The 15,507-nt window shown below is 42.3% G+C and carries 13 protein-coding genes and 1 pseudogene; 2 read left to right on the top strand and 12 right to left on the bottom strand.

Features of this window, described 5'->3' with window-relative positions; translation table 11 throughout:
- Positions 1-140: 140 nt before the first annotated feature.
- From EIZ39_RS22885 to EIZ39_RS22905, 5 genes are all read right to left on the bottom strand, one after another.
- A complete protein-coding gene (locus EIZ39_RS22885; protein WP_129203270.1) occupies positions 141-1,271 on the bottom strand; it encodes a M14 family zinc carboxypeptidase in 1,131 nt (376 codons plus the stop codon).
- Between the two features lie 256 nt (positions 1,272-1,527).
- On the bottom strand, positions 1,528-2,748 hold the full coding sequence (gene lplT, locus EIZ39_RS22890; protein ID WP_129203303.1) for a lysophospholipid transporter LplT: 1,221 nt from the start codon (positions 2,746-2,748) through the stop codon (positions 1,528-1,530).
- Complete coding sequence (locus EIZ39_RS22895) at positions 2,738-4,867, bottom strand: AMP-binding protein (protein WP_129203272.1); 2,130 nt, start codon at positions 4,865-4,867, stop codon at positions 2,738-2,740. The genes lplT and EIZ39_RS22895 overlap by 11 nt, the downstream gene beginning before the upstream one ends.
- A gap of 149 nt (positions 4,868-5,016) precedes the next feature.
- Positions 5,017-5,274 (bottom strand): hypothetical protein, encoded by a 258-nt coding sequence (locus EIZ39_RS22900; protein WP_129203274.1) that lies wholly within the window; start codon positions 5,272-5,274, stop codon positions 5,017-5,019.
- 218 nt (positions 5,275-5,492) lie between these two features.
- Entirely contained in the window at positions 5,493-6,851 is a 1,359-nt protein-coding gene (locus tag EIZ39_RS22905; RefSeq protein ID WP_129203276.1) for an MFS transporter, read from the bottom strand.
- Positions 6,852-7,009: 158 nt separating this feature from the next.
- Here EIZ39_RS22905 and EIZ39_RS27795 point away from each other — a divergent pair, with 158 nt between their 5' ends.
- Positions 7,010-7,168 carry an ATP-binding protein gene (locus EIZ39_RS27795; RefSeq protein WP_368666350.1) on the top strand — a complete coding sequence of 53 codons (159 nt, stop codon included), beginning with the start codon at positions 7,010-7,012 and terminating at the stop codon, positions 7,166-7,168.
- Between the two features lie 60 nt (positions 7,169-7,228).
- Here the strand turns inward: EIZ39_RS27795 and EIZ39_RS22915 are convergent, their stop codons facing one another.
- The 7 genes and pseudogenes from EIZ39_RS22915 to EIZ39_RS22940 all read right to left on the bottom strand — a co-directional run bounded on the left by EIZ39_RS22915 (position 7,229) and on the right by EIZ39_RS22940 (position 14,995).
- On the bottom strand, positions 7,229-8,851 hold the full coding sequence (locus EIZ39_RS22915) for a sensor domain-containing diguanylate cyclase (protein WP_129203277.1): 1,623 nt from the start codon (positions 8,849-8,851) through the stop codon (positions 7,229-7,231).
- Positions 8,852-9,046: 195 nt separating this feature from the next.
- A complete protein-coding gene (locus EIZ39_RS22920; RefSeq protein WP_129203279.1) occupies positions 9,047-9,811 on the bottom strand; it encodes a LytR/AlgR family response regulator transcription factor in 765 nt (254 codons plus the stop codon).
- On the bottom strand, positions 9,799-11,376 hold the full coding sequence (locus EIZ39_RS22925) for a hybrid sensor histidine kinase/response regulator (RefSeq protein ID WP_255434049.1): 1,578 nt from the start codon (positions 11,374-11,376) through the stop codon (positions 9,799-9,801). Before EIZ39_RS22925 ends, EIZ39_RS22920 begins: the two co-directional genes overlap by 13 nt.
- Positions 11,359-11,565 (bottom strand): annotated as a pseudogene (locus EIZ39_RS27610) (GAF domain-containing protein); the annotation flags it as partial. The pseudogene EIZ39_RS27610 and the gene EIZ39_RS22925, both read right to left, overlap by 18 nt.
- A gap of 27 nt (positions 11,566-11,592) precedes the next feature.
- Complete coding sequence (locus tag EIZ39_RS22930; protein ID WP_129203283.1) at positions 11,593-11,787, bottom strand: hypothetical protein; 195 nt, start codon at positions 11,785-11,787, stop codon at positions 11,593-11,595.
- A gap of 131 nt (positions 11,788-11,918) precedes the next feature.
- A complete protein-coding gene (locus EIZ39_RS22935) occupies positions 11,919-13,628 on the bottom strand; it encodes a methyl-accepting chemotaxis protein (protein WP_129203285.1) in 1,710 nt (569 codons plus the stop codon).
- 221 nt (positions 13,629-13,849) lie between these two features.
- On the bottom strand, positions 13,850-14,995 hold the full coding sequence (locus EIZ39_RS22940; RefSeq protein ID WP_129203287.1) for an NAD(P)/FAD-dependent oxidoreductase: 1,146 nt from the start codon (positions 14,993-14,995) through the stop codon (positions 13,850-13,852).
- A 129-nt stretch (positions 14,996-15,124) separates the two neighbouring features.
- On the opposite strand from EIZ39_RS22940, the gene EIZ39_RS22945 reads away from it, so the two are divergent.
- Positions 15,125-15,328, top strand: a complete 204-nt coding sequence (locus EIZ39_RS22945) for a DUF6199 family natural product biosynthesis protein (protein ID WP_129203289.1) — start codon at positions 15,125-15,127, stop codon at positions 15,326-15,328.
- Positions 15,329-15,507 lie beyond the last annotated feature (179 nt).

The raw sequence follows: 15,507 nt of genomic DNA on the forward strand, positions 1-15,507 counted from the left end.
GGTTTTATCGTTTCACTATTTTAATTCCAATGTCGAATTCTATCAATCTATGTAATATTCATTTTTTGTAAAGCTTTTGTAAAACCAATAAAAAAACTCCTTAACTCACAATAAGGCAGTTAAGGAGTTTTTTATTATGTCTAGTTTTTTGGGACGATCCCGGTATCTGTGAGGTATCCTTCGATCTCTCCCACAGGAATATCATTCCATTTTTCTGGATCCGTCTCCAAGATTTCACCAGAAGCCAAGCCGAACAATACAGCACGCAAGCCTAGGTAGTTTTGTTTTGTTAAATACCCATTGGAACGCTGTCCCAAACTGCCTTCACGTGTATTCCCTTTGGTTTCAAAGAAGATGGCTGGATTCGAATGGCCTTCCGGATTCAAGCCTTGATAGTTAAGACCCAACATCATGGCTGACGTTACTCCTCCATGAATATCAATCTCGTATTTACCATTGTTCACAGTATAACGATCAATGTGGGTGTACCCAAGATCCTTCAAAGCATCATAGACATAGGCCTGAGCCGAACGAGTAATCTCATTGTAAGATTTGTCCTCGTACTTACCATCCAAGTATGGAAGAGTAGGACCGTCCGGGGCAAGTGAGATCCCTAAGGAGAACGAAGTGGATTCGTTCGTTCCAGGCACTGTCTTAAATCCTTGATGGTGTAGATCCACCATGAAGTCAGGTTTTACATCAACCCAGTACTTATAGAAGGCCATCGATTCATCGGCTTCCAATTTGTCCTCCGCCCAATCTCGATTTAGGTCAACCCACTTCCCTGTAGACTCCCCATTCTCATGCAGCAAGGTTCTGCGATTATTCATCTCTGCTCCATCCGGGTTATACATTGGAATCACATACAGCGTCAACTCATCGAGGATCTTTTGAGTCTCCGTATCCCCTTTATTCGTACCAAGGGACTTTAAGAGTTGAAGAGTGGCCTCCGTAACCAATTTTTCATCTCCGTGGATTTGGGCTTGGATCCAGATTTTTTTCGGACCGTTCCCCACTTTTGCAACATAAAAGTCACGTCCTTGTTCACTTACCCCATAATCGTCAAGGGTAAACACATCGACTTGGCCCTTGCTGGTATGTTCAATGTCTTCCAAAATCTTAATCATATCGGAGTATGTAACAATGCTCTCCATGCTCGTGCGCCCTTCCGTTGAAGGCCCACCAGGAGTTAGAGGATTGGCGAATGCACTGGTTGCCACAAGAGATGCCGCAAGTAAACCCGCTCCTAATATTTTATAGAATTTCTTCATGTTACTTCCTCCTCTTTGTTTGTATCTTTTAATTTAGACAAGTCTGATTATACAAAACTATTATTCAAAATAATATATCTATCAACTAAATCAGGATAACGAACTAGTCTTTATTTTGAATATAAGGTATTAATTACCAGGGGGTTTTGTTACTTATGAGACAAAAGAAATACAAATAATGGAATACAAGCCTAGTCCAGACCTCCTGATGACATAGAAAAAAGGGTACATCTGTACCCTCTACCAACACATCCACTCATCTTGATGAAACGGACCTCATTTCTTGGTCATGAATCTCTCCATTGAACTGAGAAACCAAAGATCGAATATAGACCACGAATCCTCCCAAGATCGCGCCTATGATTAAAATCGCAATTTGCACATCCAGTCCTACGGAAAGAAGATACTGAAAAATCCCGATTCCACTAAGCATCAAAATATTTTCGCAGAAGTTTTGAATCGCTATCGTTTTCCCAGAGCCTACCATGCGCTTCCCTTCATCCTGTACAATCGTATTCATAGGAATAATAAAGACGGCCCCAAACACCCCAACCAATAATAACAAAACCGCTGTCAGGTAGACATGGATCGGAATGACCGCAAGTACAATGACAACAACCATGAGAAAGCCAAAAAGATAAGACTGATGGAATTTAGCAATGGGAACAAGTTTCGGAGCGAGGATGGCCCCAATGACAATGCCAACACCGGTAATCCCCACCACCATCGATTGTTGAAAAGGGTCCGTTACTTGGAGGTACTGTGACAACCACATGAGAAAAGCAATGCGCAGGACGGCGGAGGTCATCCAGAATGCACTCGTCCCAAACAACGAAAATCGCAAGGTAGGTCGAGACATCATCCATCGGACCTCTCGAAGAAATTCGCGAGCCGACGATCCATAACGAAGTTTCGAATTTCCTTCATCGCAGATGATGAACGGAGCTAAAGCAATGGAAATCACATAAAGCGCCATACATACCAACATACCCATCGACGGGGAGAAAGTGGCTAGGAACCCTCCAGCTAATGTCCCAAGCAAAATGGCAGCTATCGTAGAAGACTCTAGCTTAGCGTTGGCCTTCATTAACATCTGAATCGCATCCTTGCAAATCTCGACTAGCACACCGTACTTCGCCGGGGAATAGACGACTGCCCCTAGCCCAATCAGAGCGTAGGAGACAGCAGGGGATATCCCAGAGAACAATAACCCTACCCCTGCCGCTTTAATCAAATTTCCGACCACCAAAACATGAGACTTTCGATGCTTATCAGCAAAGGTGCCAACAAACGGAGCTAAGAGCACGTACGCTAACAGGAAACCTGCTTGCACCATGACCATTTCCCCTTCAGGATCGGAGAATCCCTTTGAAGCGAGTAACCCGAGTATAACAAAGAAAATGGCATTATCAGCAAAAGCACTGAGCATCTGGGCAATGTTTAGAATCTGTAATGATTGATATCGCTTATCCTTCATATGATATCCCTTCTTTCCTACTGTTGCCCCATTGTTGTAGAGTAACGTAATCGGTTTTTCCACTGCCAAGTAACGGAATCTTTTCCACCGCTTCTATCCGATATGGACAGAGCAAAGGAGAAAAACCTTGTTCTCGTATCAAATGACGAATGGATTCCAATTGATCTTGAGGTTGCTCAGTATATAAAAGGATTCTCTCTCCTTTTCGCGCATCAGGAACCGATATAGCAGCTACTTGCGGATGACCGAACGCACGGCTTGCTAGATCCTCAACAGACTGAAGAGAGACCATCTCTCCTCCCACTTTAGCGAACCGCTTCATTCTGGCTTGAATTTGCAGATACCCTTCGGAATCAATGGAGACCACATCACCGGTATCATACCAATCGTCAGCGGGCACGAATCCCTTTCCAGAAATCAAATAACCTCTCATCACATTTAGACCCTGAACAAGCAAACGTCCACCTTGACCAATGCCCTCCACCGGCACCAGTTTAGCTCGGATTCCTGGAACAAGACGACCTACAGTACCTCTTTTAATCGCCAATGGTGTATTCAATGAAAGAATGGGAGATGTCTCTGTAGCTCCATATCCTTCAAATATGCGAACGCCGAACTTTTCTAACCATAGTTGACGCACTTCTTCTTTTAGCTTCTCGGCCCCAGCAAATACATAGCGCAGCGAATAAAAGTCATAAGGGTGAGCCATGCGTCCATACCCCGCTAAGAAGGTCGATGTTCCAAACAGGATCGTAGCATTCTGCTCATAACACAGCTCAGGGATGGCTTTATAATGCAGAGGACTCGGATACAAGTAAGTGGGAACACCTGCAAGAATGGGTAAGAACGTTCCGGCAGTCAACCCAAAACTATGAAACATAGGTAACGCATTAAAAATTTTATCCTTCGAGGTCACATCAATCGAACAGAGCACTTGTTGGACATTGGCATAAATCTGATCATGACTTAATACCACGCCTTTCGGTTTACTTTCACTACCCGAAGTAAAGAGAATCACTTCCTTGTTATTCACCTTACCTACTGCTTTGTACGTCATGAGTCCTATAAGTTTATCCCGCATCGTGATTTGACTCTTCAGGTCTTCAAGATAAACCATCTCAATCCCCATATGCAGCAACCCTTCAACCACCTCTTGCAAGCCGCCTTTCTCAATAAAAACACGTGAGGTGAGAACATTCCGAATCTCAGCGGTAGCACAACAGTCCTGTATCGTCTGGGTTCCTTGAGAAAAGTTCAGGATCGCTGGACGTACCCCAAGCCGACATAAGCCTAGCAATGTAACAAGATGACCGATGGAACTTGGAAGAAGAACCCCTACTGTGGTTTGAGCGTGTACAGAATCTCTCAGTTTTAAACTGAGTACCGTACTTCCTAGAAGCAGTTTTTGGTACGTAACAGATGAGGTGATATCACCAGCAATCACCCGTTTCCACCCATGGTCCCTTGCCGCACTTAAAACCTCTTGATACAGGTTCACATCTTGTTTCACCCGACTTTCAAAAATAGCATTCTGCAATACACGATATACCTTATCTGTCGCCTGCTTCTTTTGTACCCTCATCATTTCTTGTTCATTACGCTCAATGGTAAAAGGGGTGCCAATGATAATGCCTACTCGAGGGAACCAGACCGTTTTATTCTTCTCCCCAAGGTAGGACCACCTTGACCGCTCTAAACCTTGAATCACAACCGGATAAACTTGAGCGCTCGTTTTGAGTGCTAGATAACCCATACCACTATAGATTTTCATTAAGCTGCTGCCACTTGTCGTATTAATTCTCCCTTCGGGAAACAGCACAAGAGGCTTTCCTTCCTTGACCACTCTTACCATCTTTCGGATCGAATAAGGGTTTAGAGGGTCAATCGTGATATGCGATCGAAACTTCATAATAAAAGAAAACCGTTTAGCAATACCCGTATTCGCTACAAACGTAACCTGTGACGGTAGATACAAAGCTAAAAACACAGCATCTAACAAGGAAATATGATTAGGCATCAAGATAAGCGGTTTAGAGAAATCCAGCTTCTCCAAACCACGCACCTGTACTCGAAACAATACGCGTAAGATAAGCTTTAAAAGATAAAGTGTAAACTTCATAATCAAACACTCACTTTCTAGTGATTTGTTATGTTTATTGTAATGGGTTTTCAAGTTGATTCTAAGTACTAACTTTTTTAGGTACCCTGCGGTTAGCGGAAAAAGCAAAAAGACAAGGGGACTCCCTCGCCTAGGTTACTCTTTTGAAATTAGCCTACCCACATCATAAGTCCGAACACAATTACGTCCTTCCTGTTTCGCTTGATACAGCGCTTTATCTGCGGCACCCGAGCATAGGACCATCCTCCGGCCAGAAGAAGAAGAAGAAGAACCCCAGTTAGCAGCCAAGGGATTCTTCCCATTAACTCAAACAAATTTATTTTTTTATCTTTCAATATGTAACTCATCCATACGGTAGAGACTACGCTAATCATGACCACAAGCCAGACATAAATAATATAGTCCATTGGACTCAGCTCCTCTTTATCCTTCAATGGCTTGATTCTACTAGAAGTTTGAGAAGGAATATATATGAAATCAAATCATTTCAAAAATAATACAAATTTAGACAGGGCAAAGAAGGTATTATCCACCTGCAATAAAATTTTTCTTGACAGTTCTGCAGGAAGAAAAAAATAGCCCTTGAATTGATATACTCAGGGCTATTACTCTATAAGTTGTATTTTTACTTTGCCTCAGAAACGATACGTCTCTGAACGGAAAAAGTAACAAAAAAAACAGCGAAACTAATTACAATAATGACAAGGAACAACAAAAAAATATTACTATAGACAGCCCCTTGGTGTGAAACGGCCCAAGGGTTCCAGCTTGAACCTGCACTTGAGAAATCGAGGATCTTCCCTACAATCGTCGAACCGAATGCTCCCGACATAAAGAAAACGAGATTGTACATTCCCATCCCTACTCCAATTTGTTCTCGGCTAAGCGTATGAGAAACGGTGTTCGCTAACGACGATTGGATTCCCGAAAATCCAAGATAACAAATGACTAAGATCGCAGCCATCACCCATTGATGTGAACCAGCGAAAGTGGATAACAATAAATATCCGATCATTAAGATTCCAATACCCGCCTTCACAATAGGGACGCTCCCAATTCGGTCCGCTAACCGGCCGCTGATTGTCCCGAAAACAGCAGCACTCATGGCCCCTGGAAACATGGTAAGCCCAATCTTAGCACTTTCCAATCCATTAACTTCCTGCAGCATAATGGGAATGAGGAACATCATGCCAAACACCGTCCCAACGGTCAAGAAGCCAGTGATTAATCCGTTCCGATAAGATCTATTAAGAAAAAGGGAAGCATTAATGAATGGATCCTTGGCTCGTCGGATGTGTAAGATAAATAAACAGATGAATACTACACCAAGAAACAGATAAGGCCAGCTAAGCTGAGAAAAATACAGCAGAATCCCTGTAACACCTAAACTTAAGTAAACGGCCCCGAGTTTATCGAAGTGGGCCTGCTTGTTTCTCTCTTCGTCTGGGAGTTGCTTGCGTAGGAACGAAATTGCAACTAGAGAGATTAGGGAAAGCAAGAATAAATAACGCCAATGCATAGCCCCCGTAATGAATCCACCTACGATGGGTCCAACTCCTGATGCAAACGCCACGGTAGAAGCAATAACACCGAGAACCTTCCCTCTGGATTCTGGCGGAAAGTAACGTGTAGCTGTAATCATGCCAAGAGCGGGAATAGAGGCTGCGCCCGTCGCCTGGATCAGGCGAGCCACAATAAGCATCCCATACCATTGAGACAAGAAACCAAGCAAAGATCCTACATTAAAAAGAATCAATCCGGTCGTAATGAGATCTTTCACTGGATAAATATCCGCTAACTTTCCATAGGTTACCGACCCAATAGCAAAAAACACAATATACCCGGCTACGACCCAGCTGACCTCTGATGGAAGCAATTGAAACTGTTCGGCTATGGCAGGAATCGCGACATTAAACATTGTTCCATTCATAACTGAAAAGAAGATAATAAAACTTAACAAGGGAATAAGTCGGTTGGCATTCATTTACGTTACCCTTCTCTCCACTTTTTAACTAACCTCTCCATCTTACCATAGTTTACTTAGGTAAGGGCAAGCCCCTACCAAGCTGCCCAACCACTCCACCGTTCCCATCGTTCCTTCTAAAATTACCACTTTATATAATTTGTTTAATATGAGATATCATTGAAAAAGTAGGAACCCCTTTCTTCACAACGAAAGAAAATTCTATTGGATTAGGTTTAAGCATTGCTCGCAGGATCGTCGAAGCTCATAACGGTACAATGTCAATTGAAAGCTCCAAAGAGGGAACTGAGACTAAGATGTTATTTCCAATGCGATAAAGCGTATTGGGCACTATATAAGAAAAGGCTTGTCGAGGACAAGCCTTTTCTTTACCTTTTCTAATGAAAAGTTACTTTATTTTTACCCGTTCGTTTTGAAGTGTACAACGCCTCATCTGCATATCGAACGACAGCTATAGGCTCTCTATCATCATGAGGCCATACGGATCCTCCAATACTGCACCCCACCTGAATACGCTTTTCTCCTAGGTAGAATGGTTGGTTTAAGCTCGTAATCATCTTTTCAGCTACAATGGTTGCCCCTTCTACATGATGATCGGTTGCTGTGAAAATAACCACTAGGAATTCATCTCCGCCAAGTCGGAATACTCCCTCATCTCCACGGATGCAACCTTTCAATCTTTTGGCCACTTCCTGCAAAAGTATATCCCCCGTATGATGCCCGTATGTATCATTGACTTGTTTAAACCCATCCAAATCAAGATATAAAAAGCTTAGCGTTTGTCCTTGTCCCTCCGCTTTTTTCATCGACTCATCTAAAAAGGCATCCAAAGCAATACGATTAGGAAGTCCCGTCAAATTATCATGATGAGCTAAATTTTCCATTCGCCCTAAGTCAGATACGGTACGCACCAGTGAATCTACTAATTCCCGGAGAGACAAAGAGAGGATTTCAATATCCTTGATTCCCCTATAATAAGGAATCTCTACTTTTTCCCCCGCCCGCAATCGGTTTGCCGTATGCGTAATATGTTGTAATGGTTTCGTTATGAAACCTGCAACATACCAGCCAATGAAAGCAAAGAGGAGAGAACACACCACTCCAATTAAAAGGATAAATTCCTGCAACTCCTTAACCGGCAAGAAGGCTGTCTCTTCCGGAATTCGAACGACCGTTGACCAGCCTAGCCCAGGATAGTTCTGATAACCGCCGCCAAATGCGAAGCCGGTAAGATACTTCTTTCCATCAGGCCATGTCTCCAATAACCAGTGATTCTGCCCTTTTTGTGCAAGTTGAACACTATCTAAATGCAATGGTTTGCCAATCATATTCTCCGGCCCTAAAATAATCGTATTATCTCTTTTACTAACCACGAAAATCTCCGCATGAACCATTTCATCTCGTAATGGCTTCAAGATATCTTTTTGAACCTGGCGCGACCACTCCCAGCTCAGATGCGCAGCCAACACTCCAACAAGCTTTCCATTTTCGCCAACGACTACTTTACTGATATCCACAAACTCTAAAGGTCCGCCACTCGGGTTCGGCAGCAACTTAGCTAGAAGAACGGCCTCATGTACATCCCCAATAAACCTTCCTTTAATCCCTTCCTGAAAGACTGGTCGTTTAGAAATATCCGCTCCTTCTAGAATCTGACCGGTAGCCGCCAGTACCTTTCCATTGACATCTGTAAATCCCACCCAAGAAAATACAGGAAAACTCTCCTGGAGTTGGTCCAGCAGCTCCTGGACGGTTTGTATGTCACTAGGATCTTTAATATCTTTTAATTGACTTAGCACGTCAATTTCTCCCGCTCTAGACCACATAAAGAAATCTAGTTTGTCCGCCATCTGATAGGCCGTTGCAGATAACGTGTTCCCTATTTCCCTTTTCACTTTTTCGCTAGACTGTTTACCGATCGAAAAACTCAAGACAGTTGTTAAAGCGAAAATGACCACCGCAAATAAAGCGGCAACGTAGGTTCGAAGTTTGATATTCATTCTAATACAACCTCCATATCCCACATATTCTACTATAAAAACTTTTATAATTAAAACTTATTTTCATACGTTGCCTTAGAAACATAAAACCCTATCATCCTTTTGGACAATAGGGCTTACTCCATCTACTTACATTCCAGATTAGCTACCTTGAAGCAGAAACTCTCCCAATCAACTGTTGATCAGCAGCTAGATTTAGTCTTCTCTTGGTAATTGCGCATGCTGTTCGATAAATTCCAACATCAAGTTCATCTTACTCTTCGATATAAACGCAGGCTTCTCATAGTCCTGAAAATGCACCATATAGGTTTCTCCCGACGGTTTAATACTATGAATATGTTCTAGATTAATAAGAAACGAGCGATGAGATTGAAAAAAGGTAGAATCCAATCGTTTAAATAGCGTACCGAGCGTTTCATTGCTCTCATACATCCTTAGGTGAGTGTGAATCCAAGATTTCCGTCCAATTTTCTCAATAAAGAGTACCTCTTTCATAGGTACAAAGTAGATCGACCGTTCGGAGCGGATAATTAATTTTTTTATGATATCATTTCGGTTATAAAATTCCTTCCAACGATCTTCCTGCTGTGCCTTAATAAGTTGTCTTGCTTTTTCTATAGCTACAAATAAGCGCTGCCTCTCGACCGGTTTTACCACGTAATCTACTGCAGACAAATTAAAAGCTTCTGCCGCATACTGATCATGACCTGTGATAAAGATCATCTTTAATTGCGGCAAGACCTTCAAACATTCCCTAATCGCATCAAGGCCACTAAGCTTAGGCATGGTAATATCGAGAAGAACTAGATTCGGTTCCTCTACCAGCACTTGCTCCATAAGCTCCTCCCCATTCGTCACTTCTCCTACAAGTGTTGTATTTGGGATGGTCTCTAGGAAACGACGAACAATTCTCCGAGATAGCTCATCGTCATCAGCAATGACAATCTTCAGTTCATCCATTGGTGTACCCTGCCTGTATTCGACTTAGACTTTAAGAGATGGGTAATCGTTTTTATAAATGCTGGAACATCCAGTGGCTTGGTAATATAGTGCTCAAACCCCCGATTTAACGCGTCTTGAATATCCTTCGGCATGGCATTAGCGCTGACCGCTACAATAGGGATTTCTCGAGTGGAAGGAACCGTACGAAGGCGTTGTAAGGCCTCAAATCCATCCATCCCCGGTAAATGAAGATCAAGTAAAATAAGATCTGGAGGATTCTCCACAGCCATGTTGATTCCTGTTACTGCCTCCTGGGCCGAGACTAAGCTAAAATGGGAGTAATCCGCTAAGATTCGCTTTACTAAAGTGACATTAGCTACATTATCTTCAATGTAAAGGATCGTAAAGAAACCTTCCACCTCTGGTTGAACTATCGATTCATGAAGCGCCTCCCTACTCGTTTGGAACGGGCTCTCTGCCTTCTTTAGTTCAATCCAAAACAGACTTCCTTCTCCTACCTTACTACGGACCCCTATTTTACCACCCATTAATTGTACCAACTGCTTCGTTATCGTCAGCCCCACCCCTGTTCCTTCAATAGATATGCTAGGTTGGATACGGTAAAAGGGCTCAAATATCGAGTCTAACTCGGAATCTGGTATTCCCACCCCCTTGTCCATTACATTGAATCTTATCTGATCTATTCCGTTCAGTTGATAGGATAATTCAACAATACCGTTCACTACATTATATCGAATCGCATTCGAAATCAGATTAAGTATGACCTGCTTCAAGCGTGTGCGATCCGCTTGAACAAATTTCTGAGGGTGCTTCTCTGCATGAAAGGAGAGTCGAATGTTCCGTTCTTCTGCTAAAGGCTGCAATAATGCTAAGCAATCCTCAACTAGAGGGGCAAGTTCTACAGGTTCGAGTGACAACGATATTTTTCCTGACTCGATTCTTGCTAAATCAAGGACCTCGTTCATTAGATTTAAGAGATGATGTCCAGCTTTACGAATCTCCAACACATCTTCTCGTTGTGAAGAGGTTAAGTTTCCCATCTCTAGCAGTTGGGCAAAGCCTAAGATCGCATTCATCGGGGTTCGTAACTCATGACTCATACGTGCAAGAAATTCGGACTTCGCTTGGTTCGCTTTAATCGCTTCCTCTCTAGACTGGATGAGCTCTCTCTCCGCCCTCTTGCGTTCCGTTATATCTTTGGCTATACCAATGACGCCCTTTATCTGGTTTCCAATAACAGCAGGAACCGCCGATAGATTTAAGTCTAGTAATTCTCCATCCTTTTTTTCAATCCTCGCTTCGAATTTATGGGATTCCCCCTGCTTCACCTTATCAAATATATTTATGACCCTCTCTACATCCTCGGGGGCAATAATCGGAGCAAAAGACATATTCAGCAACTCTCGCTCCTCATAACCCGTTAAAGCTATGGTAGCAGGATTGACTGTTGTAAACCTTCCTTCTAAATCTATTAGATAAGACGCATCTAGGGTATGCTCGAACAACGACTCGTAGATAACGGAATTCTCTAATTCTATGACATAAGAAAGAAAAGTAGCCATGGTTTGAAGCAATGTCGTATGTTCATGGGAAAAAGAGTAGGGTTGTTGATCCATGGCGCATAAGTTTCCAAATATCGTTCCATTTTTCAAGAAGATTGGTACACCTAAGAATGCTCTTAAGCCTAACTCCTTCGTAATGGCCATATCACAAGTCATCGGATGAACGGCTGCATCGTTAATAACTAGAGGCTCACGGCCTCTTGAGAAAACGTGTCTTCAATATGCCTCTGCAAAGGGGAGAGAAGCCCCCTCTTCAATAAGAGGTTTCTCTCGGTTAAAAGCCTTCATGATGTAGCTTGTTTCTGTATCATTCGTCGCAACAAGGAACGTATTCACTCCAATAAACTTACTGATCAGTGTTAAAATAGACTCGGCTGCCTTCTCCAAGCTCTCATGGTTCGATGTGTTCATTTCTAAATGACTCCTAGGATCAGTATAGTTAATTTTAGTATACAATAATTCTAAGAGGAACGGTTAGTAACGTTCAATGGAAGCTGACAAACTAAAAAAGGAGAACCCCAACAGCTCTCCTCCACATTAGCTTACACTTTAAACTTTGAGATTAAATTTTGCAGCTCTTCAGACAGGTTCGATAAGGCAAGGGCAGAAGAAGAGATTTCTTCCATCGAGGCTAGTTGCTCTTCTGTCGCGGCTGATACATTTTGCGTCCCGGCAGCGGTTTCCTTAGCTACTTCCCCTATCACTTCAATAGCTTGAACAACCTCCTCTACCGTGCCCTTCATCTGCTGAGCCTCATTAGATACATCCTTTATTTGATCCGTTACTCCCTCTACCGATTGCCTAATCTGTTCGAAGGCAGTGCCTGCTTGTTGAACAATCTGTATACCTTCTGTTACCTCTAATTTTACATTATCCATAAAGTCAACAGCTCTATCGGTTTGCTGTTGAACGAATTGAATGAGTTGAGCAATTTGTTGAGCGGAACCTGCTGATTGCTCCGCTAATTTCCTTACTTCATCCGCTACGACAGCAAAACCTCGACCATTCTCCCCTGCACGCGCTGCTTCAATTGCGGCATTTAAAGCTAATAGATTCGTTTGTGAAGCAATTTCGGTAATGACTTGAACGATAGCTCCAATCTCATTTGATCTTGTTCCAAGGTCCTTAATTACGCCTGCCAAGTCCGTTACGGTATAGTGAATCGAGTTCATCTGTTTACTTGTGGTTTGAACAGCTCGATTCCCTTCTTGTGCTAATTGTGAGGCTTGAACAGATGTTGCCGTAACCTGACTTGAACTAGCTGCAATTTGCAAAGTAGCCTTAGCCATTGCGTTCACCGATTGGGATGTTTGACCTACAGTTGAAGCCTGCTGCTCTGAGCCCGCAGCAACCTCTTCCATCGTCAATGAAATTTGCTCTGTCGCTTTGCTTGTTTGTTCAGCACTTGCTGTTAATTCTTCAGAGGATGCCGCCACTTGTTCCGCGTGCAGTCCGACCTGATAGACCAACTGATGCAAGTTATTCTTCATCACATTAAAGGATTCCGCTAACTCTCCTATTTCATCTCGGTTTTTGACCTGAACATCCACAACCGTCAGATCTCCCATTGAAACAGACTTAAGAGAGTCCGTCACTTTTCTCAGGGGCTGTGCAATCTGACGTGATAGAAACACAATAAGGAAGATCGCAATACCCAAGGATACTAGGAATAATACCAAAATGATATAACTACTTGCTTGATAAGCTACCTTTGCATCTTCACCCGCGGCAATCGCTCCGTCATGGTTAATCTCAACCAGTTTATCAAGAGGTTGCTGCATAGCATTAAAAACGGATAGGCCCGTATTGATTAATCTTGTTGCCTCTTCAAACTGTCCCTTTTTGCTTAGGTCTATCGTTTGCGAATTAAGCAGTAGATACTCGTTCCATATCGCTCTTAGTTGATCAAAATTCTTTTGATCCTCCTCAAGATAGATTGTTTCTTGATAAACATCCATTTGCTTTTGGATTTCTTTTACTAGATTTTCACGTTCTTCCTCTATGGCCCCCATCTGACTATCATCATGAATTAATACATGTCTTAAAGTGAGTGTTAAGATCTTCTCAGTCAAATAATTAATATTATTAATAGACCCTACTCCGGGCATCCAGCTCGTGGTAATGAGCTCCGTCTTACTATTCATAAAGTCCATTCTGTTGATGGATAAACCACCTAGTGAACCCATGAACAATAATATGGAGAAAAAAGCTAGAAACAACTTCCTTCCAACCGAAAACTTAACCTTATTCATCTTTTATACCTCCATAATTAATAAAGGATCAATTTAATAGGGAAGGGACTTTGTAACTACATAGTCTAAATTTACCATAGTTGGTTTTAGCAACGTGTTAATTTTATGTGTACCCAGTATTAAGAAAAAGGGGGTTCATACATATAATTAGAGCTTTCGAACAAGTAAAACCGCTAATCGCAGCAATAAAAAAAACAGGCCCATTTCGCCTGTTTATTCATTCATCTATGCTGATTCTCTTCGACAGTTCTTCCCTCAAATTCAAGAAGGGTTCCCGTCACAGGAAAGGACTTCTTGGTTTGCCTGGTAAAAGTGGCCAGAAGTCTACCTGCTACTCTCAAAAAATTAACACTCCCAGCATTAAGCATATAGCGGCCCATAAGAGAATCCATTCCATCTACGACTTGATCGAACTGTTCATTGTCCAGCATCTCCAACATATTTCGAAGGGCTAACGACCACTGGTACTCCTTTTTGTGTTTAACTAGCAAGGCTTCATAATCCTTGTTGTTGACAATCGCATCAGCGGCAAGTAATCCACTGAGGATTGCCCTAAACAAGCCAAAACCCATAGCAGGAAGGATGGCGCCCCCTGCATTTCCTATTAAGAATAGGTTCTTATACTGGCGAACCATAGGCTCACCTAACGGAGCATTGCGTACTTCATGTAAATTCCTAATCTTGATTTTATCTCCCCACACCTCATTTATTAATCGGTTCCACCCCTTCACTAATTGAAACTCTTGAACAGGGGTAGTAAGACTAATCATGGCTAATTTTTCACTCTCGGGAATGAGATACGCATACCCCTGGGGACCATAATGATGATTAAGCCACATCTTGACACGCTTTGGGTCAAATTCTCCCTCGACAATCGCATGATAAAAATGAACATAGCGATCCACTCTTACCCCGATTTCACTTGGGACGTCGTGTAGATTCCCACTAGCCAAGATTACTATATCATATTCAGACTGAAGCTCCTTTAGAGTATATTGACTATTAAAGTGAACAGGAGAGCGCACCAGTTTAAAGATTTGTTTCTCTATGGACAATTCGTGATTCCCCCTGGCCACTGTGTGCCCTACATATCCGTCATACTTCGCCATCTTCGTTGGTCCAAAGTTGAAAGATCCTTCAATTGTATGTAATGGAGATAGATATAGGTTATGATGCTGCCCTAAATAAGCAAACATATCTACCACAGGCCTGTTAAATAGTTCCGAGATAAACTCTATCCAAAGATTACCTACACCAACCCCATGTTTCTCCTCAAATAAATGAATCTCCCCTGCAAAACCAAGACGCTCCAACTCGAAGGCACAGGCCAATCCCGATACGCCAGCACCATAGATAGCCACTCTCATCTATCTTGCTCCTTTATGCGGTTTTCTTTATCTTCTCCTTTTGTTATGGAAAATAATTACAAAGAATCCTGATGCTTTTATTATTTCATGGTAGAATGAAGGAAACGAAGATAGGAGAGATCGTCCGGTATGTCCTTTTTCGGATTCATCTTATTACTTGTAGGATTGCTGATGTTCATAAAACCGCAAGTATTTTGGTTGCTTACAGAGAGTTGGAAGTCAAATCAAGCCGATGAACCTTCCTCCTTCTATCTATGGTCTACACGCTTTGGAGGAGTTGTATTTACAATTGTAGGCATATCAACGATATTAGCCTCGTTTTTACAAGAATGATCGAGAGAAGTAAGGTGGGGGGTGGGAAAGTCGGAGGTATCCTAGTTTAAGGGAATAAATTTCCCTTATATAAAATTATATAGGAAAATATAGTGAATTAGAGGAAAAAATTTCCGCTATAGGGTTAAAAAGTAGCGATTATGGGCTTTTTCTCTAAAGCCCCCTAACAGGATTGGACA

This window comes from Ammoniphilus sp. CFH 90114 (assembly GCF_004123195.1).
In the GTDB taxonomy this organism is placed as follows: domain Bacteria; phylum Bacillota; class Bacilli; order Aneurinibacillales; family RAOX-1; genus YIM-78166.